This window comes from Mesorhizobium sp. USDA 3734 (assembly GCF_056279665.1).
Genome location: NZ_JBWCCW010000001.1, coordinates 102,168 through 128,214 on the forward strand (window position 1 = coordinate 102,168; position 26,047 = coordinate 128,214).

The following is a 26,047-nucleotide window of genomic DNA, read 5'->3' on the forward strand; positions in this document are numbered from 1 at the left end:
GGCTCGCCGACTACGGTTGATCTGCCAAGAGGTTGGGCATCCAAAGGGGTTTTTGGAATGGCGCGGGCAGGGGCAATGTTCGGGATCGCGGCCGCATCGATGCTGGCCGCCTTGATGCTTTTGCCTGCCTTTGCCGATCCGGCCGCCGCCCCTGCCAGCGGGACCTGGGCGGAACGGGTGCAGATCGTCTACCAGGCGGACACGCGCTCGGTGCTGCGCAGGACGGTCCGGGTGTGGGACTTCCATCCGGAAAAGAATCTCGACTTCGTCTGGGAGCCGGCAGCGGGCCAGTCGCCTGACCGGACGATTGCCCAGGACGGTACCATCAATGGCAAGGGCAGGTTGGTGTGGCGGGTGCGTGGCTCGGCGAGCTACGATCCCAAAACCATCTATTCCAGCTATTTCGGTGACATCAGGAATGGCCGGCCCGACGGGCAAGGCCGGCTCGAGCTGCGCTCGGGCGAGGTTTTCGACGGGCATTGGCTCGCCGGGGAACTCAACGGAAAGGGCATCCACGTCGATGCCGACGGCAACCGCTATGAAGGTCGGTTTGTCGCCGGCGTGCCGAATGGCGAGGGGCGACTGCTGACAAAGACGGGCGAGATTTTTGCCGGCTCATTTGTCGATGGGTTGAAGAATGGCAAGGGCCGCACCCGGCTTGCCGGCGGAACTGTCTACGACTCGCAATGGGCAATGGGCAATGAGGTCGGCGGCTCGCGCCCCGACGTGCTGGCCGATGCCAGGGTCGGCGGGCTCATCAAGGCGCAGACCGGCGGCGGCGACGCCGACAAGGTCGAGATCGGCGTCGTGGTCGACCAGCGCATGACCCAGCAATCCGACATGCAGTACCAGCATCTGGTGCGTGACGAGGACATCGCGATCTATCCGCAGTCCGACCAGTACAACGACAGCTGGAACGGCACCGGCCAGGTCGCCATCGGCAATGTCTATGAAGGCATGGACTGGGAGGAGGCGCCGGCCTTTGCCGAGGTCGATCTCAAGACGTCGGACCGGTCCAAGGTCAAGCTCGACAGCCTGGAGATGAAGGTCGCCGCCAGCGATGCCTATCGCAAGCCGATGCTGTCGATATCGGAGCATTTCGGCTGCGTCGGCTTCCGGCCGGATTTCTCGATCGTCAACAATGGCTGGGGCGACGCCAAGGACACGAAGATGTCGATCCAGTTCACCGCGGTCGACGACGAGGGCAACCCGACCGGTGAGCCAAGCCGCATATACAGCAAGGACATCGGCAGTTTCGGCGACGGCGTCGACGTGTCGGTCAAGAGCGTGCTCACAGAGGCCGGCGTCGACACTGCCAGCCTGGAAACAGGGCGCTTTCCCTGTCCCTCGGTGGACAGTCTCAATGTTTGCCGCAGCCAGCTGACCAACAAGATCAAGTTCGGCGAGGTCGCCGACTATCTCGGCAACATGCAACAGGCGATGACGCTGAATGCGATCGGCAAGTTCGACTATTCCTGGGCGGATGACGAAGGTCACGTCTACCAGCAGAGCGAGCCGTTCCGCACCTCCATCACCATGGCGGTCTTCGAAACGCCGGAATCGATGGCTGAATGCGGCGACGGCGGCGGCGGCACGCCGGAGGCGATGCGCTACCAGAACATCGAGTTCCCGATAGGCAAGCACGACTACACCATTGCCATGCCGGTGCGCGGCAACAAGAAGATCAGCGCCTATACGGCGCGGCTGAAGATGTGGTCGTCGATGTCGTCGATCCATAGCTTCAGCATTGCCGCGCATTTTGCCGACGGCAGCGTGCGCGAGAGCAAGCCGGTGACCTTCTTCTATTTCCGGCCGAAGCAGTCGCTGTTCGAGACCAAGACCGAGCCGGCGGCCTGCTATCTGCCGCGCGACATGGTCGGCTGCGGCTAGGCTATTTCCTCCCCATCTCGAAATAGTTGGGCAGCGGGATGAGCCTGACAAAGATCGTGCCCTGGGCGAAGACGCGCAGTTCCAGCATCGATCCTGACGACCGTTCGGCGCTCTGGTCGAACAGGAAATTGCCGAGTGAATAGACCTCCGCCACGTCGCCGCCGGCCAGCGGGACAATCGCTTCGCTCGATACATGCGGGTGGCTGCCAACGATGGCTGAGGCGCCGCGCAGCCGCATCTGGTCGGCAAGCATGTCTTCGCGCTCCGACGGTCCGGTCTTGTACTCGCGGCCCCAATGGACGAAAGCGACCACCGGCCGCCCGGCATCCTCGTGCAGCAGCCGGTCGAGCAGGGCAGGGGTGATAAGGTCGGTGTTCTTCGAACCGTTGGTGTCGATGTCGGTCAGGCCGACAAGGTCGAGATCGGCAAGCGCCAGCGTCTCGCCCTGGCCGAAATGCGGGATGCCAGCCTCATCCAGTGCGCGCAGCGTCTCCGCATAGCCTGAGGGGCCGAGATCATAGGCATGATTGTTGGCAAGGCCGACGCCGGCGACATGCAGCCGCTTCAGCATGTCGACAGCCAGGCCTTGCGGCATCGCCAGCGTCATGTCGTCGATCGCTTCGGGCACGTTGGGCAAGATGACGCCCTCGAGGTTGACGATCAGCGGCCGCGATCCGGTCAGGGCCAGGACGCTGTCGACGATGCGGTCGGCAACACCGTCGCGGACCAGGATCTTCTTCATGGCTCGGCCGAAATTCACGTCGCCGGCGAGGTAATAGATCCTGTCCTTCGGCCGCGCCGGGTTGTTGAAGCCGGGGCCGAAGGCGCCGAACAGCGCCACGACATAGCTGGTGGTCCGCTCGACATAGTCCGACGTGTGCTCCTGCGAGTTCTCATTGGCGACGACCAGCGGCTGGGCGCCGAACAATTCGCGCTGCAGACGGGTCTGGATGTAGAGTGCGCCGACGGAATCGGCATGATCGGGCTGGCGAAGTACCGATATGCCGTCGAGCGAGCCGGCGGCCAGCATGTTGAGCGTCTGCTGGTCGAAGCGTCTGGAATCATGCTGCGGCAGATAGTGCGAGAAGTCGGTGGATTCGACGATCAGTGTGTCCTTGTCGACAATCGGCTTCAAAGCCTCGGCCAGCCTGTCCCAGTCACTTTTGCGCGCCTTGACCGACATTGCCACCGGCACGATTTTCGCCTCGGGGAAATAATGGTGCAGGAAGGGCAGCATGGCGCGCACGCCATGCTCCTTGTCGAACAGGCAGGACTCCTCGACCATGTCGCTGTTCGTCTCGAGCCGCCGCACGGCGTCGGTGTCGGCGGCGACCGGGCCAAGCACGGTGTCGAAGCCGCGCAGGGAGGTGGCGTACAGTCTGTGCGTCTTGTGGAAATGGTCCGGCGACAGGATGACGATGCGCTTGTAGCGGAAGCCGGAAGCCGCCCGGAAACCGAGCGCCACCAGATCGGCGGCCAGGAGATGGTGCGGAACGGTGATGCCGGTCAGCCGCTGGTTGGATGGTGGGACATCGGCGACACTGGCGATGGCATCCTTGAACAGCGTGGCGTCGTCGTAGAAGGGCGGAAAGTTCTCGGTGCCGGGCGGGCAGACGACAGGCGCGGTGTGCGCCGCGCCGATGACAATCAGCGAAAAGGCGATAGCCGTCAGCAGGCGGGCAATCATGGCTCGGCGAGCACGATGTTCTCCACGCCGCCGACATAATAGAACGGCTTTTGCTTCGACGATGTCAGCCGCACCACTTCGCGTGAAATATAGTCGGCAAGCCCGAACAGCGTGACGCCGCCGTCCGACGTCCTGGCCTTGCCGCGCAGGCCTTCAAGGATCGAATAGGTGAAGACGCCATGGCCGAGTTCCGGCAGTTCGGCAGCGGTGTTGTTGGCGGCGGTTGCCGAAAACACCACGATGCGCGCGTCCTGCGCGTCTTTTTCCAGGCGTGGATTGAAGGCGTTGGCGGCATGGCAGGTGTCGAGCAGCATGAAGCGCATGCCTTTTGCACGCTCGACCGATTTCTGGATGTCCGACCAGTCGACAAGCGAGGAGCGCTTCCAACGCTCGGCATCCTGTTTGCGGCCATCGGTCGGGATGAAATAGTAGTCCTCGTCGATGTTGATGCCGTGGCCGGCGACGAAGATGATTGTGGTGTCGTGCTCGCCCGGCCGATCGAGGAAATCGGCGAGCTGGTCGTCGATCGTGTCGGAGTCAGGCTCCATGACGGTGTCGGCACTGGCGACGGCGTAGGTCTGCTTGGCCTTGTCGGGGCTCTCGTCGAGCGCCTCGCGGTTGACCAGAACCAGCGTCTCCATCGACGAGAACAGCGGCGACGATTTCTGCGAGATCACCTTGAGGAACTCGGTGGCGTCATCGACGGGGTAGCGCAGGTCGCAGGCGCGGCCCGAACAGGCATCGGTCAGGAACGGATATTTGTCGACGCCGATGACCGCGACATAGAGCTTGCCCTTGGCCTCGGCCTTCTCGGTCTTTCTCGCCAATGCCGTCACGCTGCGTTCGGTCAGATAGCCGAATTCGTTGGTGCCGGTGATGCGGATTGTGTTCTCGCCGTTCTCGACCGGTATCTCGACAATGGTGCTGCTGCCATCCACCGAGCGCGCGGTGACATCGCCGACATTGCGGCTGTTCGACAGGATCGAGAAATCGGCGACATCCGTTCCAGCTTCCCTGGCGCCTGATATCTCGACGGCGACGTAACCGTCGCGAACCTTGCTCTGATCATCTGCCACGCGGATGGCGAACTCCGGCGGCTTGCGCTGCAGCAGCTTCTGCAACTCGTTGTCGACTCCAGGCCGCATCTCCTTGACCGCCTGTTTGGCGCTGCGCAGGATGATTGCCCGACGCACCATTTCCGGGCTCCAGAGATATTTCTTCAACTGGCCGGCGCGGATGAAGCGTCCTTCATGATCGCGGCCCTGGTTGACCTGCCAGCCGATCAGCTTGTCGCCCTCATCGGAGGAATAGTAGTAGCCTTGCGGCATCCAGACGATCCATTGCGAGCCGGCAAAGAACATCGACACGATCAGCTCGTGCGTCTTCAGGTTCCACAGTCTCAGCGTCTGGTCGGCACTGCCGGTGACCAGCAGGCCGGCCTTCTCCGAGGCAACCATGGCGTTGATCTCGCCGGTATGGCCGGTGAACTCGCCGGACACTTTCGCGGTCGCGGTCCGGTATTCGATCAGCGTGCCGTCATTGCCGCCAGTGATCAGGCCAAGGCCCTTGTCGATCAGCGTGTAGGCCGAATGGACGAAGCCATTGGTGGCGTCGTTTTCGATGCCGCGCACCATTTTGCCGTCATTGACGATCTCCAGCACCGCATTTTCCAGCGTGTCCTTGCCGCCCGCTGTGGCGCGCAGCGACCACTGGCCGTCGGCCAGTGCGGCGCGCGCAAAAGAGCCCGGCTCGATCAGCGGCTGGGGATCCTCGAAGAAACGCTCCGTGGTCGGCAACGCCAGCGTTTTGTCCAGCGCGCCCTGTTGTTCAGGGCAGGCCACGCGATCGGGGCAAGGGTTGGCATTGCCCCAGGCGATGACATCGTTCGCCGCGTCGATGCCGACCGCCGTCACGGGTTCGCCGACCCCCTGCAGCAGCGCCTTGCGCTCGCCGGTCATGGGGTCCCAGACCTGGATAGCGTTGCGCGTGCCGCCGGCCGTCGCCAGCAGCGCGCCATCGGCATTAATGGCGCTGGCATAAACCGTGCCGTCATGGCCGGTGTAGTCGAGCACCTTCTCGCCGGTGTCGGTGTTCCAGACGATGGAACGGTGCTTGTCGGCGCAGCGATAGCCGCAGGAGGCGACCAGCCGCGACCCCTTGGCAAAGGTCAGCGAGCCAATGAGGAAATCCTGTTTCGGCATGGCGCGCGCCAGCGTGCCGTCGGCAGCCCGCCAGAGCTGCACCAGCCCGTCCTCGCTGCCGGTGGCAAACAGGCTGCCGTCCTGCGACACAGCCAGCGCCATGACGCCGATGTCCCGCAGCGGCTCGGCTTCGTCAGGCAGTGCGATCTCTTCGCCCTTCACGACGTCCCAGAGCCGGATGCCGTTGTCAGTGGTGGTCGCTGCCAGCCTTGTTCCCGCTGCGGCGAAAGCGAGCTTGTCGATGTGCCAGGAATCGGCGTCGAGCTTCTTGTCCAGCGTCCATCCACTCGCGGATTTGTCGTCAAGCCGCCAGAGATAGACGACGCCGTCGGCGCCACCGGCAGCCAGCGTCTTGCCGTCGGGAGAGAAGGCGAGATCGTAGGTCGCGTAGTCGGCGGCCTTGAGTACGCCCTTCATCTTGCCGGTGGCGAAGTCGAACAGCCTGATGTCGCCATAGGGCGGCTTGTCGCCAAGGCTGGCGCCGAAATAGCCGCCGGCGGCGATCGTCTTGCCGTCGGGCGAGACCGCGATCGCGAAGATCTTGCCGTCGCTGCCATTGCCGAGATAGCCGCGAATGGTGCGCAGCGTCACACCGCTCTGCCAGTCCCAGACGCGGATGGTCTTGTCATTGGATGCCGAGACGATGTCCTCGCCATCGGGTGTGAAGGCGAGGTCGGTGACCTGCGCGCTGTGCCCACCGGTGTCGAGATCGAGGTGGAAATCCGGTGCGTCCTCGGCACGGGCAACCGAAGCGGCAATCAAGACGCCGGCCATGGCCAGCCAGCGGCAGCTGCGCATCAGGAGGCCAGGTTTTCCCATCTATTTGGCTTCAGCCGCTGCTGGCCCGCTGCGCACATAGGTCTCGATTGCCGACGCGAAGGTGGGGGAACCCGCCTTGCGCTGCTTGTCGATGTAGCCGGCAAAATAGCTCCAGAAGGAGACGGCATAGTCACGGAAATAGGCGTCGGTCACCTTGCGCGAACACAGATCGCCGTCGACGCAGAAGGAGAGACGGTTGAGGAAATAGACGATGCGGTCGAAATTCTCGCTGAAATCGGCGAGCGGCATGTCACCGCCGGAGGCTGTCATCGCCTCGATGCCGATCCGTTGCCGGAACACCTGCTCCTCGGTCGGCGAGGGGTTGGCGCTGAGCAGATTGTCATATTTGGCGTTGAGGGCCGTCAGACGATCCTTCAGGGCGCGCTGCGCCTGCTGGTAGTCCTTGTTTTCCCAGAGCTCGACCAGCGACATGGTCTGCTCGACGCGCTTCTGTTCCTGGTTGGCCAGGAACTGATAGATCGAGAACATCAAGGTGAAGATGATGGCGAGACGCACTGCCATGCCCGACCAGGCATAGACCAGCATGCGCCAGTCGCGGTCGGTGAAGGGATTGCTCTCCTTCTTGATCTCGTGGCTGCTCGGCCACGGAAAGCCTTCGGTGGTTTCCGGCAACGCCGGTTTGCCGGCCGGCGCCGTTGCGGGTGCGGCGGCTGCTGTTTGTCTGGTGTTGCCCGCCGGTTTCTTCATCCGCAGGTGTCCAGTTCAATGGTGGCGGAGGGATCAAGCACGATGCCTGGCGCCTCCAGCTTCTTCTTCAGGCATTGCAGCTGCGGGCGCGATATCATGAACTGTACGTCGGGCTCCGCCGCCGCCTTGTTCGGTGATGGCAAGGCTTCGACGACGCCGCGCGAGGCGCAGTTGCTGAGATCGACGACAACCGCGCCGCTGCCGCTTTTGGCGATCTGGTCGTACTGATCGAGAAAACACGTCGCCAGTTCCGAGTTGGTGACGATCTGCTTGACGCACAGGCCGCAGGCCTCGTCCGCCGAAGCGTTGGCGATCAGCAACAGTCCGCCGGCAAGGCCGGCCACCGTTCCACGCCAGGAAAACACAGAATTCTTCACAATCGATCCTATCCGTTTCATCCGGCCGTCATGCGTCAAGGCTGCGGCCGGGAATGTTCTCATATCGCGCCGATCGCGCAAGGGCCGGCACAACAGAGCCATTACGGCCTTGGGCGCCGGCATTCGCTCAGGGGCGTGGCACCGTTTCCATCGGGAAGATCATCACCGCGCCTTTCGGGCCGCTCTTGTCGGCAAGCCGCATCACCGAGCGGGTTGCCGGCGCCATGCCGAGATCGGTCAGCATGTCGGAGAAGCCGGCGGAGCCCGTTCCGCGTGTCGCCGAGGCGACGCCGTCCTGCGCCAAGAAGCTCAGATCCTCCTTCTCGCTCTCCGGCGGCGCCTCGGTCAAAACCGCGATCATCCGTTCCATGCCGAAGCTGGTGTCGGTGAAGGCCAGCAGTCCCTCCTCGAGCGTGGCCTGCGGGGCGAGACGTTCGGCAACGATATGGGTGATCGAATAGTCGCTGCCGACATAGAGCACGTTGATGTCGACCAGAACGTCCGAGCTGTTCTTGGCCAGCACATGGACTTCGTCGCCCGGTGAGACGCGCGGCACCACCGAAGCCTGCAGCGGTTCGAGGCCATCCTTGTCGCGACGTTTGACCTGGAACTGGACGTCGACGTCCTCGGGCTTGTAGTCGGAGGCCGCCGCCAGCCGCGAAAGCCCGGTGGCGCGGAAGATAGTGCGCAGGTTCCTGGCCGTCGCATCGATCAGCTTCTGCCGGTTATCCAAGTGTATGATGATCAGCGGTGGCTTGCTACCGTCCTTCAAGGTCACGTCGCCCGACGCCGGCAGGAACCACAGCGCCGGCTTGTCGGTCGCATCCTTGGCGGCGCCGGGAACAGCATTCTCGCGCATCACCGCAAAGCGGAGCTCGGCGCTTTTGCCGGGCTCGACCAGCTCGATGTTGAAGCCGGTCTCCTTGGCTGCGGCCAGTTCGTCGAGAACCGAATTGACGAGAGCGGTTTCCTTCTCAAGTCCCTTGGCCGCGGCCGGTCGCGCCACGACGAGCTTGTAGTCGACGGCGATCTCCGCCACCCGCGCATAGGCATTGGCTGGAATGTCGGCGACTTTGAGCGCCGGCTTCGTGTCGAATTCGACTGGCTTGACGCGGCTTTCCAGGTTCTTGGCCGACTGCACTTCCAGAAATCCGACCGCGTCGGAAAGCGGCGACAGCGCCGAAGGCAGGATGGCGAGCTTGCTGCCAGGGGTGAGGCGGTGCAGCAGGCCGGCGCCGATCGTCGCTTCGCCGTCCTTGATGACGACAGGCCACTGCATGACCGCGTCGGTCTTGTCGGTGCCGAACACCCGTGCGTCCAACTCACCCTCGAACAGTGGTGTCGGCCTGGTGCGGCTGTCGGCCGAATATTGCTGCAGCACGGCCTGGCCGAGCTGGCGATAGGTGACGTTGGGATTTTCAGCCAGTTTCGACAGGATGGTGAAGGTGAACAGGCCGAACCGAGGCGCATCCGCCGTGCCCTTGGGCAGCGGCATTTCCGGCGTCGTCTCCACCGTCTGTGCGGCATAGAAGGCGACCAGCTTGCCCTTGGTGATCGGTTCGCCCCCGGTCGGCGTCAGGCTGAAGGCGGGCTTGCGCGTGCCGTTGTCGTCGATGCCGCGCGAGCCGGCGGCCGAGATCACCTCGTCATAGGCTTTGATCGCGGCGGCCCGCTCGTCTTCGTTGCCGCCGACAAGGTCGGCGAATTCGACCTTGCGCTCCATTTCGTCGTCGACCTCGACGGCGCGCGTCGCGGTGCCGGAATGGCAGCAGTCGAACACGACCCAGACGAAAGCACCCTTGTCGCGGATGGCGTCGAGCGCTGCGCCGATCTCGTTGTCGATCAGGGCATTCGGCACGCCGGCATCGCGGTTGATCCATTTGTCGATGTCGACGGGCAGGAAGATCTCGTCGAGCCCGTCGGTCTCGTCGCCCTTGACCATCTGCGGTTGCTGGGCGCCGTGACCGGACAGATGCAGATAGACGAAATCGTCGCGCTGCACCTTGGCCGCAAGGTCGGCCAGTGCGGCTTTGATCGCCGCATGGGTCGGCAGGCCAATGGCGCCGGGGACATCCTTGGCGAGCAGCGTGACGTTCTCCGGCGCGAACCGCACCGGGTCGGGCACGTTCTTCAGGAGATATTCGTGGACGAGGCCGGCATCGTTCTTCGGCCCGATCAGCCAATTCCTCTGCGGCAGAGCAGGATATTCGGTGCAGGCAATCAGCAGCGCATGGTAGGTGCGCGATGCGGCCATGGTTCGGAACGACACCATGCCGGCCATCGTCAGCGCAGACGTGCCGACCAGCAGCGTTCGCCGCGTCAATTGGATCATGATTGCTTCCCCAAGCCCGATCGAATTTCCAAGCGACATTACACTCGTTGAGGATTTTGTCAGTATTTTGAATGTTGTGCCGGCGATTTGCCGACAATCCACCTTCGCCTCATTTCCATCATGCCCAATCGACAATATCGTTACAGCACTGGGTTTTGGTGGAGATGGCCATGCCGGGCGGGCGGGTGCCGTGGAAACGCGCGACGGGCGCACAATGGGTGATCGCATGGCTGTTTGTGGCGATCATCGCCACAATCATGCCGGCCGGATTCGCGCATGCCGGACTGAAACCGCTCGACAAGGCGCCTGAGCCATCCACGTCCCTGGCCGTCGCGGCGGCGGATGCCTACTACGAATATTTGCTGGCGCACGTGCCGGGCGCCGTCACGCCGCTCGTCGATTACGCATCCGAGACAATTGCCGCGCCAAAATGCGACCGCTCGGCCCCGTCCAGGATGCACGCGGTGCTGATCGGCTCGATCAATTCCGGCGATCCGTTTCCGCCGCTGCAAGGACCGGACAACGACGTCAAGCTGCTCTATACCTCGCTTGTCGCGCGCGGCGTCGCCGACGACGACATCGCGCTGATGACCGGCCGCTTTGCCAGTCGGGCCGAGATCGCCAAGATGTTCAAGCAGACCTTGGAACGGGTCAATTGCGGTGACCGGCTGCTGCTTCACTTCGGCGGCAATTCCGTTCGCGCCCGCGACCTGATCGAAGGCCTCATCCCGCTCGACGTACGCGACCCCTACAAGACCATTTCCATCCAGGACATCTGGCAGGCGGATATGGTCAATCAGGGTCGCGAATCGGCACAGGCCATGGGCTGGGTCGAAAGGGCCGGCCTGTTTCTCGCGTTGAACAAACAGCAGGACGGCGTCGTTGAACTCATTTCGGCGCATGATCTCTCGGATTTCATCACCAATCTGCGCAACCGGCAGGTCGACGTGGCGGCGACCGTCGACACCAGCTTTGCCTCCGAAGCCGACATCGCCGGCTTGCAGGAGAAGGCTGGCGGCAGCATGATATGGAGTCTCGACACCGGCAACGACGGCGTCTCGACGAAGGCGCCCGACTACATTGCCACCACACACTTGCAGCCCAACCACGGCCAGTTGGCCGTGTTCTATGCCAGCATCGGCGACTCGCATTCGATGGAATTCACCTTCGGCAAAGAGGGCGCCAAAACCGCCTATGGGATCTTCACCTTCCGCCTTGCCAACGTCATTCAAAATCGGGACAGCGTGACGGTGCGGGCGATGGCGGAAAGCCTGAAGAAGCTGCCCGAGGCCGAAGCCAATATGCGACAGCAATATCGCGTCGAGTCCACTGATCCTGAGTTCGCCCTGTTTGCGGACGGGTCGCTCAGTCTGCCGCGGATCGATCCTATCGTCATCACCAAGCCGACGCCGAAACGGGGGGCGGCGGCGATGGAAAAGGCGGAAGTCGAGATCGAAGGCCAGGTCAGTTGGTCTTCCCCTGCGATGGCGGTCATGGTTGACGGCAAGATCGCCGAACTCAGGGCCGATAGCCGCTTTGCCTATACGTCCAAGCTCAAGGCCGGGCTCAACACCGTCGAGATCGTTGCCTTGACGGCGGACGGGCGCACGCATGAGAAGCGGCTGGAATTCCTGTTCGAGGGTGACAAGCAGGCGCTCGAAGGCGAGGGCAAGCGCTATGCGGTCATCATCGCCAACCAGGACTATGATCGCACCCGCACCGGCTTTGATGCATTGCGGACGCCGTTTGCCGACGCTGACGCGATTGCCGCCCAGCTGACCGGAACGTATGGGTTCGTCACCGAGGCCAGGCTGCCGGGTGGCGCCAGCTTTCCGCTGTTCCTGAAAGACGCGACCCGGCACGACATCGAGACGCTGCTCTACAAGATCGGGCTGGTTGCCGGCGAGAAGGACACGGTGCTGATCTACTTCGCCGGCCATGGCATCTATGAGGAGAAGACGACCATCGCCTTCTGGGTCCCGGTCGACGCCGAGGCCGGCGTGCCGATCAGCTATCTGTCGGCATCGACGATCTCGGAAGCCATCCAGCGCATGCAGGCCAACAAGGTGATGATCATCTCCGATTCCTGCTTTTCCGGCGCGCTGTTGCGGGGCGGAGGCGAAACGGCGCCGAAGATCGGCGATGGCGACCGCGAGCGGGCACTGCTCAGGCTCGCCCAGCGGCGCACGCGCATCCTGATTTCATCCGGGAACAACGAGCCGGTCGAGGACACTGGCGGCGCCGGCCACTCGATTTTCGCCAAGGCGCTGCTGACCGGGCTGGAGGACATGAACCACGATGCGTTTTCGGCGCGCGAACTCTATGACGGCTATATCCTGCCGCTGGTTGTCGGCAATGCCGATCAGGAGCCGCAGTACCGCCCGATCGAACGCTCGGGTCATGAAGGCGGCGATATCGTCTTTGTCAGGCAGAAGCAGTAGCAAAAACGGCGGTTCGTCGCTATCTCAGGGACAAGGATCGCGCGAGCGACGCAAGACGAGTTGGATCAGGACCATGGCGGCAAGGGATGTGCTGACGAAGAACCAGGTGTGCGTGCTCGAGAAGCTCGAGGCTGCCAGCGGCCCGCTCAGCGCCTACACCTTGCTCGACCAGCTGCGCGAGCAGGGCTTTCGCGCGCCGCTGCAGGTCTATCGGGCGCTCGACACGCTGGTAAAGTCCGGCTTCGTGCATCGGCTGGAAAGCATCAATTCCTTCGTCGCCTGCGCCGAGCCGCACGACCATAGCCACTCGATGACCGCCTTCGCCATCTGCGATACTTGCGGACAAGTCACCGAAATGTCCGACCACGATGTCGGCCACCGGCTGGACGAGTGGGTGCGCTCCACCGGTTTCGCCGCCAAGAGGGCGGTGATCGAATTTCGCGGGACCTGTGCCAAGTGCTTGGCTGAGGCCGCCTAAGATCGTCGTCGGTGACAAGCAGCCTGACGGTGCCGCGCCATGCTCTGCCCCGTCGCCATCCGGGTTGGCTGATCGGGTTCTCGTCTGCCGTCACCCCCCGCCTTCGGCGCCATGCCAGAATTCCTATCGATTGCGGGAAGCTCACTTGAGGGCAATGAGTGGTTCACACCGCTCCTGTGTTGCCCCAGCGTAAATTTGCTATTGTGCAGTGCAACAACGATGTTGCTGATTGTGCATTGTGCTCGAACTTCGCCACCCCGGCGGTCAAGGATCTCGTTTTGCGGAATATCTCAGATACGATCACTCGCCTGAGCGCGATGAGGGGCCAGACAGGCCTACAAAGCCACCATGACAATTTATCCGACATGGCGGCATTCGGGTCCAATCCAGGCGCCTTGCGGGCGCGCTTCCACGTTGCCGACAATCTGCCGCGCGGAGCTGCACTGGTGGTTGTCCTGCACGGCTGCACCCAAACCGCAGCTGGCTACGATCACGGGTCTGGGTGGTCACGCCTGGCAGCCGAGAAAGGGTTTGCGGTGCTGTTTCCAGAACAACAACGCGCCAACAATGCCAATCTCTGCTTCAACTGGTTCGTGCCCGAAGATGTCACGCGCGATCGCGGTGAAGCACTCTCCATCCGCCAGATGATCGAAGCCATGGTGACAAAACATGGCCTCGACCGCCGGCGCATTTTCATCACCGGGCTTTCGGCCGGCGGCGCCATGACGGCAGCGATGTTGGCCACATACCCGGAGGTTTTCGCCGGCGGCGCAATCATTGCCGGCCTCGCCTATGGCAGCGCTGCAACGATCCCGGAAGCGTTCGATCGCATGCGTGGCCATGGCGGTCCATCCAGGGCGGAACTCCAGCGGCGCCTGGCGAAGGCTTCGCCCCACAACGGGCCATGGCCGACGATTTCAATCTGGCAGGGCACGGCCGACAATACGGTGGTGCCGTCCAACGCGGACTCCATCTTGGCCCAATGGCAAGAGGTTCATGGTTTGGGTACCAGCCCCGATCGAAAAGAAATGGTCGATGGACAAACTCGGCAGGTCTGGAGCGACGCCGATGGCAACGTTTTGATCGAGAAATACACCATTGCCGGCATGGCTCATGGCACCCCCCTGAAGACGGCCGGTGATGACGGCTTGGGCAATGCCGCGCCATTCATGCTGGACGTGGGAATATCGTCGACACGCCGCATGGCGGCCTTCTGGGGGCTCACAAGCCAGGATGCACGAAATGAAGCGAGCTTCCAGGCTGCCCCGAGACCGCTCCCTGCAACCACGGCTTTGCGGACATATGTTGCTCCGGAAAAGTCGAGGCCAGCCCGTGTTGGCCTCGCCGAAGCTCCGCGTCCGGATAATCCACGCAGTTCCATAAATGGCATTGGCAAGGTGATCGAAGACGCTCTTCGCGCAGCCGGGTTGATGCGTTAGCTATCGCATTCTGCGCTCAGCAATGACCGATACCCTCGGTCCCGCGCCACTGGTCACGGTCACGGTGGCGATCATCGCGGATAAGAGCCTGTCCATTGGCTTTCCCGAGGGAAGTGTCCCTTTGGTGCGGCCGTGCTAATGCGCCTCGTCCCAGTTGTTGGCGGCCCGCGCATCGACATGCAGCGGCACCGACATCGATACCGCCGGCATCGCCGCGTTTTCCATGACATGACGCACGACCGGGATCGTCGCCTCGACTTCTGCCTCGACGGTCTCGAAGATCAGTTCATCATGCACCTGCAACAGCATGCGCGCTGAAAGGCCTGCTTTTTCCAGCGCCTCCTCCATGCGGATCATCGCGCGGCGGATGATGTCGGCGGCGGTGCCTTGCAGGCGTGCATTGATCGAGGCGCGCTCGTTGAACGCGCGGAGCGAGGGATTGGACGATCTTATATCGGGGTAATGGATGCGGCGCCCGAAGATCGTTTCGACAAAGCCGTGCTCGCGGGCATAGGCCTTGGTCTCTTCGATGTAGTCGCGGATGCCGGGGAAGCGCTCGAAATATTTCTTGATGTAGTTGCTCGCCTCCTCACGCGGGATCGACAGCTGGTTGGCGAGGCCGAAGGCCGAAATGCCGTAGATGATGCCGAAATTGATCGCCTTGGCGCGGCGGCGGACTTCCGAAGGCATGCCTTCGACCGGCACGTTGAACATTTCCGACGCAGTGATGGCGTGGATATCCGCGCCGTCGGCAAAAGCCTGCCGCAGTTGCGGAATCTCGGCGACATGGGCGAGGACGCGCAACTCGATCTGGCTGTAGTCGGCCGAGACCAGTCGATGGCTCTTGTCGGTGATGAAGGCGGTCCTGATCTTGCGGCCTTCGGCGGTGCGCACCGGGATGTTCTGCAGGTTCGGATCGGAGGATGACAGGCGTCCCGTCGTCGTCGCGGCCAGCGCGTAGGAGGTGTGAACGCGCTTGGTGTCGGGGTGGATGAAGCCCGGCAGCGCATCGGTGTAGGTCGATTTCAGCTTGGTCAGCTGGCGCCAGTCGACGATCTTGCGCGGCAGTTCATGGCCCTCGGCAGCAAGGTCTTCGAGAAGTTGCGCCGAAGTCGACCACTGGCCGGTCTTGGTCTTGGAACCGCCGGGCAGGCCCATGCGCCCGAACAGGATGTCGCCGAGCTGTTTTGGCGAGCCGATGTTGATGCGCTCGCCGATGAGCTGGTAGATTTCCTCCTCGAGGCGGGCAGCGCCCTGCGCCAGTTCGCCGGAGAGCCGCGACAGGATCTGACGGTCGACAGAGATGCCGCGCTGTTCCATGCGCGCCAGCACCGGCACCAGCGGCCGTTCCAGCCGCTCATAGACCGACACAAGGCCCTTGGCGGCAAGCCGCGGCTTCAGCACCAGCCAGAGCCGCAGCGTCATATCGGCGTCTTCGGCGGCATGAGCGGTCGCCTTGTCGATGTCGACCTGATCGAAACCGACGGAGCTTTTGCCGGAGCCGGTGACGTCCTTGAGCAGGAGAGGGGTATGACCCAGCCATTTCTCGGCGAGCGAGTCCAGGCCGTGACCATGGGGAGTGCCGGCATCGAGCACGTAGGAGATCAGCATGGTGTCGTCGAACGGTGCGACATCGATGCCGTAGCGGCTCATGACGACAAGATCGTATTTCAGGTTCTGCGCGATCTTGAGAACCGATCTGTCTTCCAGCAGCGGTTTCAGCAGAGCCAGCGCCTCGCGGAGAGGAATCTGGTTTTCGACCACGCCGCCGCCGAGCAGGTCACCATTGCCGCTCTTGTGGGTGAAAGGAATGTAGGCGGCGCGACCGGGCGCCGTGGCGATGGATATGCCGATCAACTCGGCTTGCATCGGATCGGCCGATGTCGCCCTGACGTCGAAAGCGGCAAGGCCGGTCCCGGTTGCCTCGGCGACCCAGGCTTTCAAGGTCGCGACATCGCGGATGCAGTGATAGGCCGATGTATCGATCTTGCGGGTAGCCGCACGCTCAAGCCGCAGCGCGGCGAGCAGGGAAGGGGTGTCGCCGTTGATGGGCTTCTCGGTCCCCGGCGCCCGGTCTGCAGCGCCGTCTTCGCCGGTCCCGGCAGGTCGCGCCTCGCTGGAAGCTCCCGCGCCGACATCGGGGCCATGCGCGTTATCGGCTCGCTCGACGGTCACGGCAACAGCCTGGACGTCACCGGCTTCGGTACTGGTCGCCTCCGCCACGCGGCGGGTCAGAGAGGTGAATTCCATGGTCTTGAGGAAGCCGATCAGCTTCGGTCCGTCCGGCGCATGCAGGACGAAATCGTCCAGCCCCTCGGCCACCGGGACGTCGTTCATCAGCGTCACCAACTGACGCGAAATGCGCGCCTTGTCGGCGTTGGCGATGATGGATTCGCGCCTCTTGTCCTGCTTGATCTCGCCGGCGCGGGCCAGCAGCGTGTCGAGGTCGCCGAACTGTTCGAGCAACTGCGCCGCCGTCTTCGGGCCGATGCCGGGTACGCCAGGCACATTGTCGACGGAGTCACCGGTCAGCGCCTGCAGGTCGACCATCTTCTCCGGCGGTACGCCCCATTTCTCGATGACCTCGGGAATGCCGATCTGACGGTCCTTCATCGGGTCGTACATGCCGACCGTGGCGCCGACCAGCTGCATCAGGTCCTTGTCGGAGGAGATGATGGTGGTGTCGCCGCCTGCTTCGCAGGCCAGCCTGGCATAGGTGGCGATCAGATCGTCGGCCTCATAGCCTTCGATCTCGATGCAAGGCAGGTTGAACGCCCTGGTCGCCTGGCGGATCAGGCCGAATTGCGGGATCAGGTCTTCCGGCGGGGCCGAGCGGTTGGCCTTGTATTCGGGGTAGAGGTCGTTGCGAAAGGTTTTCGACGAATAGTCGAAAATCACCGCGAAATGTGTAGGCACAATGCCTACATCGGTGTTGCGGGCGTCGAGCATCAGCTTCCACAGCATGTTGCAGAAGCCGGAAACGGCACCCACCGGCAGACCGTCGGATTTGCGGGTCAGTGGCGGCAGTGCGTGATAGGCACGGAAGATGTAGCCGGAGCCGTCGACAAGGAAGAGATGATCACCTTTTTTCATGTCGGCAGGGATAGCGCGGCGCGGCGGCTTGGTCCATGCCAAAGGCACCGGCACCCACCGGTTCCGGCAACACCCTGACAGACCGCTGACAGGCCCGCCCCGCTCACGCCCATGTTACAAAAGTGTAATGCTCGTGCCCTTGAATCGCCACGTTCAAAGACACAAATAAAGGTCATCGGCAGTTTTCGCCGAGTCCGGAGCAAGGCCCGTCCCCCGCCTATCCCGGACACCTGCGGCAGCCTATCCCCCCTCTCCGGGCTGCCGCATCGTTTCGAGTAGAAGGCCGCCGTGGTTCCCCCTCCACCACGGCGGTCTTTTTTTGCCTCAGACAGACGTTTGCAGCCCGTGGTCCAATGATCGCGGGCTTTTCGTTTTCCTGTCCTGCCTTTACGGTTCCGGTTCTGAATCGAAAGGCTTCACACATGTCCGCAGTTTCCCCCGTCCTCGACCGTCTCGACAAGAACCTCGACCAGAGCCTCGAACGCCTGTTCGGCCTGCTCAGGATCAAGTCGATCTCCACCGATCCGGCCTATGCCGCCGACTGCCGCAAGGCGGCGGAATGGCTGGTGGGCGAACTCAAGCTGATCGGCTTCGACGCCAGCGTTCGCGACACACCCGGACACCCGATGGTGGTCGCGCATCATGACGGGCCAGATGGTTCGCCGCATGTGCTGTTTTACGGCCATTATGACGTGCAGCCGGTCGATCCGATCGAATTGTGGGAAAGCGATCCGTTCGCGCCTGACATCAAGGAGGTCGGACCGGGCCACAAGGTGATCACGGGACGCGGCTCGGCCGACGACAAGGGCCAGTTGATGACCTTCGTCGAGGCTTGCCGCGCCTGGAAGCAGGTGCATGGCAATCTGCCTTGCCGCATCACCATCCTGTTCGAGGGCGAGGAGGAATCCGGCTCGCCGTCGCTGAAGCCGTTCCTCGAGGCCAATGCCGACGAGCTCAAGGCTGATTTCGCGCTGGTCTGCGATACCGGCATGTGGGATCGCGACACGCCGTCGATCTGCGTCGGATTGCGCGGGCTGGTCGGTGAGGAGATCACGGTGAAGGCCGCCGACCGCGACCTGCATTCCGGCCTCTATGGCGGTGCCGCCGCCAACCCGATCCGCATATTGGCCAGGGTGCTGGCCGATATCCATGACAGGGACGGCCATGTCACCATTCCCGGCTTCTATGACGGGGTCGAGGAAACGCCGTCGCAGATCCTGAAATCCTGGGAGACGCTTGGCGAGACGGCGGAGACGTTCCTGGGACCAGTCGGCCTGTCGATCCCGTCAGGCGAAAAGGGCCGCTCGGTGCTGGAACTCACCTGGGCGCGGCCGACGGCCGAGTTCAACGGCATCATCGGTGGTTATACCGGCAAGGGCTTCAAGACGGTGATCGCGGCGGAAGCCTCGGCGAAGGTTTCGTTTCGCCTCGTGCACAAGCAGGATCCCAAGAAAATCCGTGCGGCGTTCCAGAAATTCGTCCAGGAGCGGATTCCGGCCGACTGTTCGGTCGAATTCCATCCGCATGGCGGCTCGCCGGCAATCCAGCTTTCCTACGACTCGCCATTCCTGGCCAAGGCCAAGGATGCGCTATCCGACGAATGGCCGAAGCCGGCGGTGACAACCGGCAGCGGCGGGTCGATCCCGGTGGTCGGCGACTTCCAGACCTATCTCGGCATGGAATCGCTGCTGGTCGGGTTCGGCCTCGACGACGACCGCATCCACTCGCCCAACGAGAAATACGAGCTCAGCTCCTTCCACAAGGGCCAGCGCTCCTGGGCGCGGATTCTCGATGCCTTGACGCGCTGAGGCAGCGAAACCCTCGTTTTCCTGTTGATTTTTCAGCGGATCGCGGCGAGGACGGGCCACAAGACGAAGCGCTACAGCGTCCCTTGCGGGTCAAGAGACGCGCAAGGCCCGACCGGAGAAGACAATGGCCGATATCCGTTTCCACAAAAATGACCTGCCCGACCTCTCGCACTACAATGTCGGGGCAGTGGCCATCGACACCGAGACGCTGGGTCTCAATCCGCATCGTGACCGGCTGTGCGTGGTGCAGATTTCGCCTGGCGACGGCAGCGCCGATGTCATCCAGATCGCGCCCGGTCAGAAGAAGGCGCCGAACCTCGTCAGCCTGCTGAGAAATCGCGGCATAACCAAGCTGTTCCACTACGGACGCTTCGACCTTGCCGTGCTCTACAATGCGTTCGGCGTGATGCCCGATCCGGTATTCTGCACCAAGATCGCCTCGCGGCTGACGCGCACCTATACCGACCGGCACGGGCTGAAGGACATCTGCTTTGAGCTTCTCGGCGTCGGCCTGTCCAAGGCGCAGCAATCGTCGGACTGGGCGGCCGAGACGCTGTCGCCCGAACAGCTCGAATATGCCGCTTCCGATGTGCTCTATCTGCACCGGTTGCGCGATGTGCTGGCCGGACGGCTGGCGCGCGATGGGCGGACCAAGGAGGCCGATGCCTGCTTCCGCTTCCTGCCGACGCGTGCCAAACTCGATCTGATGGGCTGGGACGAAGAGGATATCTTCGCCCATAGCTGACGGTCGTCGCGGCGATCTGCTGCCGATGGCCGGCTGGAACCAGATGCAGGCCGCCGCGTTCTGTCGGCTCAATGGGGAATGACATGGCGGACAGAAAGCCCATAGCGACCGCGCCGACCGACGGCTCCAAGGTCTCCGTCACGTGGAAGGACAGCGACGGCGTAATCAACGAATCCATGGCGCAATATCGCGACGACGGCTGGTGGGTCTACACCGACAGCCACACGCAAAAGAAGGTCGAACCGACCAGCTGGCGGCCTGCCGCAAGCGATGATGACGATCAGTGAGCGCGCCGCTGGCGAGGCCGGCCGCTTTCGAATAGCCTGAAGCCGTTGATATCGAGGCCGATTCGGAGCTTTCCGTTCCGTCGTCGCCCTCTTGCTCGGAGGAAATCGCTATGGGCGTCGAAAGCCTGCTCGTCTTCATCATCATCGGTGCCATCGCCGGCTGGCTCGCCGGTCTCATCGTTTCCGGCTTCGGCTTCGGCCTGATCGGCAACATCATCGTCGGCATCGTCGGCGCGTTCATCGCCGGCTGGCTGTTTCCGCGGATCGGCTTCTCCATCGGCGGCGGCATTCTCGCCTCGATCATCCATGCCACCATCGGCGCCATCATCCTGCTGGTGCTGGTCAAGGTCCTGAAGCGAGCTTGACGCTCGACAACGAAAGAGCGCGCCATGAAGCAGAACACACTCTATCTCCTCATTGGCGCGCTCGTCGTCGTGGTCATCGCGCTTGGTATCTATGTCTATCGCGAGCAGACGAAACCCAAGGGCGTCGAGCTCAAGATCGACGACAAGGGCATCTCGATCCAGCAGAACTGAGCCGTCGAACGGCACATGCAGGAGCGCGACATGGTGGCTTCTGACGCTCCGGAAGACGTCGATCAGCCCAGAATTACCGTTGCGGAATGGGAGAGGCTGAACAGGCCGCCGAGGCGCGAGGCGTGGCTGCGTTATCATTGGCGGGTGTTTCGCTTCCTGAGGGCATCCGCGCCGGTCAGTGAATTGCAGGGGCAAGAGCAGGTATTCCGCGATGCGGTCGTCGCCACCGTGGCCTTCAACCGGCCCGAGGTGATCGAATGGCAAATCCATCTCGTGCGCCGATACCTGGCCGAGCACGACAGCTACATCGTCTTCGACAACAGCAAGAAGGACGAGGCCAGGAAGGCCATCCGCGACCTTTGCCGCCGCCAGCATGTCCCCTATGTCGCGTTGCCGAGGAACAGGCTGGTCGTCAGCAGATCGCACGGTCAAGCGCTCAACTGGATCGTGCGGAATTTCTTGCCCAGGTTCGGTCCGAGGCTCTTCGGCTTCATCGATCATGACATCTTTCCGACTGAACCATTTTCGATCCGCGCCCGGATGGAGGGCAAAAGCCTCTACGGCAGCGTGCGGCGCGACACGCCAACGCCGGGCGGCTGGTTCCTGTGGCCCGGGTTCTGTTTTTTGGATGGAAGCCTGTTGCGGCGACGGCTGGATTTCGCCCCGAGCTACAAGTTTCATATGGATTCCGGTGGCGGCAACTGGCCGTTGCTCTACAGGTCGATCGATCCGGCGCGGGTTCGGTTCGCTGAAAACAAATCGCTTCGCTTCGGCGCGGGGCATGACCAATCCGAGGATTTTTTCATGGTGGTCGATGGCTGGCTGCATGTGACGAACGCCTCGAACTGGAGACGGCAGCAGGTTGACAGGGGCGAACACATTCTCGCGCTTTTGCGGCAAGCCGGCGGTCCTGACCAGCCGGATGTGAAGTTCGAGCCTATCTGACCAGACATCAAAGCCCGGCAGGGTTTGGCAATAGCCGGGCCGACGAGACAGATTTTCAGCCTTCAATGCCAACGAGAGGCGCATGACGATACACCAGATCGATTTCAAGGCAGGCGACGCCGTGCGGGCCGCGCTTGCGGAAATCGGGCGCACAGAAGACCTGCGCTTTTCGCCGGACAACCGGCTGCTGGCAATTGCCGGATATGCCCGCAAGCGCTGCCTGATCCTGCGCATCGACGTCGAGACGGGACCTGATGGGCCACGCGTCACACTTCAAAATTTCATGGAATTGACGTCCGACAGCATGGGCGAGATCCATGGTCTAGATTTCATCGATGACCGTACCTTGGCGATCGCCAACCGCGATGGGCTGGTTGCGCTATTTGCGCTGCCGCGTGAAGAACCAGCTGGCCAGAGTCGCGAGATCGCGGCCATTCGCCAGATTCGAGGCAGGCGGCCCTACAAACTGAACTCGCCGGGCTCGATTGCGGTCAGGCTCGAGTCACACGGCCGGGTCAGCTTGCTCGTCTGCAACAACTACACGCATCTGGTCACCCGGCACGTCGCCAACCGGTGGCTTGGCTATCGCGCCACCAGCAATCAGCTGCTTCTGAAGCGTGGTCTTGATATACCGGACGGCATTGCGCTCAGCCATGATGGAAAGTGGATCGCCATCAGCAGCCACGGCACCAAGGATGTGAAGATCTACAGGATGTCCGCGTCGCTCGGACCGGACAGCGAACCGGTCGGTGTCCTGCAGAACGCCGGCTATCCGCACGGCGTGCGCTTTACCGCTGACGATCAGCACATCCTCGTCGCCGACGCGGGCAGCCAGATGGTGCATGTTTATGCCGGCGACGGTGGCTGGAAGGAGCATCGCGAGCCCGCGCGCTCGGTTGCGGTGCTCGACGAGGCAACCTTCCTGCGCGGCAGAGCCAGTTTTGATGAGGGCGGGCCGAAAGGCCTCGATATCGACCGGTCCAACAGCATCGTCGCGATGACGTGCGAAGAGCAGCCACTGGCCTTTTTCACGCTGGCGACGATACTCGGTGGAGTTGAAAATTGCCGGCAAGGCAGGGCCATTGCACCGGCGTAGCGCCGGAAGAGAGCCCAATCCGACATGGAATTAGAATGACGGATCGACGCTTCGGCGCTATCATGGCGGCAGAGGGCGTTTGGGCCAACCAACCTAACCATTAGGAGGTTGCCATGAAACACCAAACACTGGACCAACTGCATGCAGTGGCCGAGATCAACACTACACAGCCGGTAATGAGCCGAACCCAGCGTCTCGTACGTTGGGCCGAACTTCTTGAACGTGAGCCCAGCCGGCTCCTGAACGCGCTTGCCGGGACCGAATACCGTGCGCCGCCCGAGCGCGATGTGATGCGAGGCGATGGCTCGCCGATAGCGGTTGCCTTCACGGACCCCATTTTGCACGACGAGGGTCTGAAAGACGACAGCTATGGCGAAGCCAAGCGCTTCTTCGAGCTGACCGACCACCAACTGCACGAGATTGTCTGCTACTGCCATGTCGGCGAGGTTATGCAATCGTCCAGGGCAGCGTTTTCGGTTCGTGCGGCGATCGGCTGACGCATGCCCGCCAGGTGATCACCTGGTGACGAGATGAATTAGGGCGCGGTCCAACGCGAAGCTGCAACCACTTGCGATCGCGCCCTAACGAGGAACATAGTTGCAATGCCTGCAAAGGCTTGCCCGCGCAGCGGCTGGCAGGAGGTGGGTCTTTGGTGCCCGAACAAAAATGCTACGGTTTCTGATTGTTCTATCTTCGAGGGTGTGGAGCGCTTGCTAGCGCCAAAATAAGATGCCTCGAACCGAGCGACAACGGCCGGACCCCAAGCATTTGATTATCAATCCCTTTGAATTTTTCCGACTTAACCCGCCTTTAAACCGCCGCATCTACTCTTCAACCCGAACGCCATAGGCATCGGGGATATCAAAGCACAGCGCATGGCGAACCGCAGAGACAGCCGCATCGAACCCAGTTTCGAGGGGCCGCCGCAGGCGCGATCCTCGGCGGGTCTTTCGGTGAACGAGGAGGATCGCGTCGTGCCGAGCAATCGCAAAGCCTCCCCCAAACGCAAGCCGGCCAAAGGGAAATCGTCGCGAGCCAAGCGCGGCAGGAGCCGGCGCGGTCTGTTCGGCGTGCTCGGCCGGCTGTTCTACTGGTGCTTCGTGCTCGCCATCTGGGGTGGCATCGCGGTGGCCGGCATCGTCGTCTACTACGGCGCCAAGATGCCAGCGGCGACGACCTGGTCGATCCCCGACCGCGCGCCCAACATCAAGATCGTCTCGGCCGACGGCCAATTGCTCGCCAATCGCGGCATGAGCGGCGGCGAGGCGGTCGGCCTGCACGAAATGTCGCCCTATATCCCGGAGGCCGTCATCGCCATCGAGGACCGCCGCTTCTATTCGCATTTCGGCATCGACCCGATCGGCCTTTCCCGCGCCATGGTCACCAACGTGATTGGCGGGCATTTCTCGCAGGGCGGGTCGACGCTGACCCAGCAATTGGCCAAGAACCTGTTCCTGACGCCCGACCGCACGCTGGAACGCAAGGTGCAGGAGGTGCTGCTGGCGCTGTGGCTGGAGCACAAGCATACCAAGGACCAAATCCTCGAAATGTACCTCAACCGGGTCTATTTCGGTTCCGGAGCCTATGGCGTCGAAGCGGCCTCGCGACGTTATTTCGGCAAGAGCGCGCGCGACGTCACCCTGTCGGAAGCCGCATTGCTTGCCGGCCTGTTGAAGGCGCCGTCGCGGCTGTCGCCGGCACGCGATCCGAAGGCCGCCGAGGAACGCTCGCAGCTGGTGCTTGCCGCCATGCGCGACGAAGGCAAGATCAGCGCCAAGGAACTGACCTCGGCGATGAGTGCGCCGGCAACGCGCGCGCCGTCCTACTGGACCGGCTCGGAGAACTATGTCGCCGACACCATCATGGAAGAACTGCCCGACCTGATCGGCGACGTGCGCGGCGACATCGTCGTCGACAGTACCGTCGACCTGAACCTGCAGAAGCTCGCCGAGCAATCGATCCGCAGGCTGATCGACGACAGCGGCAAGAAGCTCAACGTCACCCAGGGCGCCCTGGTGTCGATCGATGATTCCGGTGCGGTGCGCGCCATGGTCGGCGGCTACGACTATTCGACCAGTCAGTTCGACCGCGCTTCGGAAGCGCGCCGCCAGCCGGGCTCGGCGTTCAAGCCGTTCGTCTACATGGCGGCACTTGAGGCCGGCCGCACACCCGATAGCGTGCGAAACGATGCGCCGATCAAGATCGGCAACTGGACGCCCGACAATTATGGCGGCAAGTATTTCGGCAAGGTGACGCTGGCCACCGCATTGGCCAAATCGCTGAATTCGGTCGCCGCCCAGCTGACAATGGAGGTCGGGCCGAACGCGGTTGTCGAGGCGGCGCACCGCATGGGCATCCAGTCCGACCTGATAGCCAACACCTCGATCGCGCTAGGCACTTCGGAAGTGACGCCGCTGGAATTGACTTCGGCCTATGTGCCCTTCGCCAATGGCGGCTACAAGCCGGACATCCATTTCATCCGCCGCGTGACGACCACCGACGGCAAGGTGCTCTACGACAGCGGCGGCGGCAGCGCGCCGCGTGTCGTCAAGCCCGAGATCGTCGGCATGATGAACTCGATGATGACCGGTACGGTCGAGATCGGCACCGCCCGGAAAGCGGCTTTCGCCTGGCCGTCAGCCGGCAAGACCGGCACCAGCCAGAATTCGCGCGACGCCTGGTTCGTCGGCTACACCGCCAACCTCACCACCGGCGTGTGGTTCGGCAATGATGATGGCAGTCCGATGAAGAAGGTCACCGGCGGCGCACTGCCGGCGCAGGCCTGGCACGAATTCATGGTCGCAGCCCACGAGGGCGTGCCGGTGCGGCCGCTGCCCGGCACCTGGAAATCGACGCCGGCCGACACCATCGTGCCCGACGAGATACCCTCGGCAAACAACACGCCGCCGGCGCCGGTTCCATCCGCGTCCGTCGGCCAGCAGACGCCGCAGGCGCGGCCAGCCGCGCCGGTTGCCCAGGCGCCGGCACCGGCCCGCGCGGCCCGTCCCGCCCAGACCGTCGATGCCGATGGTCTTTCCATGCCGGAGGATGACGGCGCCACCGCCTCGATCAAGCACCCGGTACCGCCAGGCGATGTCGGCGGCCCGCGCAAGAAGCGGCAGACCTCGATCCTCGATCTCCTTGGCGGCTGAAGCGCGTCGCGCG

19 protein-coding genes are annotated in these 26,047 nt (G+C 62.9%); 13 read left to right on the forward strand and 6 right to left on the reverse strand.

Going from position 1 to position 26,047, the window contains the following annotated elements:
* The first annotated feature begins 75 nt into the window (after positions 1-75).
* A complete protein-coding gene (locus ACZ89F_RS00525) occupies positions 76-1,890 on the forward strand; it encodes an MORN repeat-containing protein (protein WP_476089937.1) in 1,815 nt (604 codons plus the stop codon).
* Position 1,891: 1 nt separating this feature from the next.
* Here ACZ89F_RS00525 and amrB read toward each other — a convergent pair whose 3' ends face one another.
* The 5 genes from amrB to ACZ89F_RS00550 form a co-directional block, all read right to left on the reverse strand.
* Complete coding sequence (amrB, locus tag ACZ89F_RS00530; protein WP_476089938.1) at positions 1,892-3,577, reverse strand: AmmeMemoRadiSam system protein B; 1,686 nt, start codon at positions 3,575-3,577, stop codon at positions 1,892-1,894.
* Positions 3,574-6,597: a caspase family protein gene (locus ACZ89F_RS00535; RefSeq protein WP_476089939.1), complete on the reverse strand. Its 3,024-nt coding sequence runs from the start codon at positions 6,595-6,597 to the stop codon at positions 3,574-3,576. Before ACZ89F_RS00535 ends, amrB begins: the two co-directional genes overlap by 4 nt.
* Positions 6,598-7,305, reverse strand: coding sequence for a DUF4760 domain-containing protein (locus ACZ89F_RS00540; protein WP_476089940.1), 708 nt, complete (start codon positions 7,303-7,305; stop codon positions 6,598-6,600). It lies immediately after the preceding gene.
* Positions 7,302-7,682 carry a hypothetical protein gene (locus tag ACZ89F_RS00545; RefSeq protein ID WP_476089941.1) on the reverse strand — a complete coding sequence of 127 codons (381 nt, stop codon included), beginning with the start codon at positions 7,680-7,682 and terminating at the stop codon, positions 7,302-7,304. The genes ACZ89F_RS00540 and ACZ89F_RS00545 overlap by 4 nt, the downstream gene beginning before the upstream one ends.
* Before the next feature lie 127 nt (positions 7,683-7,809).
* On the reverse strand, positions 7,810-10,014 hold the full coding sequence (locus ACZ89F_RS00550; protein ID WP_476089942.1) for a caspase family protein: 2,205 nt from the start codon (positions 10,012-10,014) through the stop codon (positions 7,810-7,812).
* 170 nt (positions 10,015-10,184) lie between these two features.
* Between ACZ89F_RS00550 and ACZ89F_RS00555 the strand changes: the two genes are divergently transcribed.
* From ACZ89F_RS00555 to ACZ89F_RS00565, 3 genes are all read left to right on the forward strand, one after another.
* Complete coding sequence (locus ACZ89F_RS00555; RefSeq protein WP_476089943.1) at positions 10,185-12,455, forward strand: caspase family protein; 2,271 nt, start codon at positions 10,185-10,187, stop codon at positions 12,453-12,455.
* 73 nt (positions 12,456-12,528) lie between these two features.
* The gene (locus tag ACZ89F_RS00560; protein WP_476089944.1) at positions 12,529-12,933 is read left to right on the forward strand and encodes a Fur family transcriptional regulator; all 405 of its coding nucleotides are present in this window, start codon (positions 12,529-12,531) and stop codon (positions 12,931-12,933) included.
* Positions 12,934-13,211: 278 nt separating this feature from the next.
* Positions 13,212-14,372, forward strand: a complete 1,161-nt coding sequence (locus tag ACZ89F_RS00565; RefSeq protein WP_476097187.1) for an extracellular catalytic domain type 1 short-chain-length polyhydroxyalkanoate depolymerase — start codon at positions 13,212-13,214, stop codon at positions 14,370-14,372.
* Between the two features lie 135 nt (positions 14,373-14,507).
* On the opposite strand, the gene polA is transcribed toward ACZ89F_RS00565, so the two are convergent.
* Entirely contained in the window at positions 14,508-17,465 is a 2,958-nt protein-coding gene (gene polA, locus ACZ89F_RS00570) for a DNA polymerase I (protein WP_476097188.1), read from the reverse strand.
* 422 nt (positions 17,466-17,887) lie between these two features.
* Between polA and ACZ89F_RS00575 the strand changes: the two genes are divergently transcribed.
* The 9 genes from ACZ89F_RS00575 to ACZ89F_RS00615 all read left to right on the forward strand — a co-directional run bounded on the left by ACZ89F_RS00575 (position 17,888) and on the right by ACZ89F_RS00615 (position 26,034).
* On the forward strand, positions 17,888-19,273 hold the full coding sequence (locus tag ACZ89F_RS00575; RefSeq protein WP_476089945.1) for a M20/M25/M40 family metallo-hydrolase: 1,386 nt from the start codon (positions 17,888-17,890) through the stop codon (positions 19,271-19,273).
* Between the two features lie 124 nt (positions 19,274-19,397).
* Positions 19,398-20,018: a ribonuclease D gene (locus tag ACZ89F_RS00580; RefSeq protein WP_056594906.1), complete on the forward strand. Its 621-nt coding sequence runs from the start codon at positions 19,398-19,400 to the stop codon at positions 20,016-20,018.
* 83 nt (positions 20,019-20,101) lie between these two features.
* Positions 20,102-20,305 carry a hypothetical protein gene (locus ACZ89F_RS00585; protein WP_476089946.1) on the forward strand — a complete coding sequence of 68 codons (204 nt, stop codon included), beginning with the start codon at positions 20,102-20,104 and terminating at the stop codon, positions 20,303-20,305.
* Positions 20,306-20,415: 110 nt separating this feature from the next.
* Positions 20,416-20,670 carry a GlsB/YeaQ/YmgE family stress response membrane protein gene (locus tag ACZ89F_RS00590; RefSeq protein WP_056594910.1) on the forward strand — a complete coding sequence of 85 codons (255 nt, stop codon included), beginning with the start codon at positions 20,416-20,418 and terminating at the stop codon, positions 20,668-20,670.
* A gap of 24 nt (positions 20,671-20,694) precedes the next feature.
* The gene (locus ACZ89F_RS00595; protein ID WP_082525739.1) at positions 20,695-20,841 is read left to right on the forward strand and encodes a hypothetical protein; all 147 of its coding nucleotides are present in this window, start codon (positions 20,695-20,697) and stop codon (positions 20,839-20,841) included.
* A 30-nt stretch (positions 20,842-20,871) separates the two neighbouring features.
* On the forward strand, positions 20,872-21,786 hold the full coding sequence (locus ACZ89F_RS00600; RefSeq protein WP_476089947.1) for a hypothetical protein: 915 nt from the start codon (positions 20,872-20,874) through the stop codon (positions 21,784-21,786).
* A gap of 121 nt (positions 21,787-21,907) precedes the next feature.
* On the forward strand, positions 21,908-22,882 hold the full coding sequence (locus tag ACZ89F_RS00605; protein WP_476089948.1) for a hypothetical protein: 975 nt from the start codon (positions 21,908-21,910) through the stop codon (positions 22,880-22,882).
* A gap of 113 nt (positions 22,883-22,995) precedes the next feature.
* On the forward strand, positions 22,996-23,379 hold the full coding sequence (locus ACZ89F_RS00610) for a hypothetical protein (protein ID WP_476089949.1): 384 nt from the start codon (positions 22,996-22,998) through the stop codon (positions 23,377-23,379).
* A gap of 378 nt (positions 23,380-23,757) precedes the next feature.
* Complete coding sequence (locus ACZ89F_RS00615) at positions 23,758-26,034, forward strand: transglycosylase domain-containing protein (RefSeq protein ID WP_476089950.1); 2,277 nt, start codon at positions 23,758-23,760, stop codon at positions 26,032-26,034.
* Positions 26,035-26,047 lie beyond the last annotated feature (13 nt).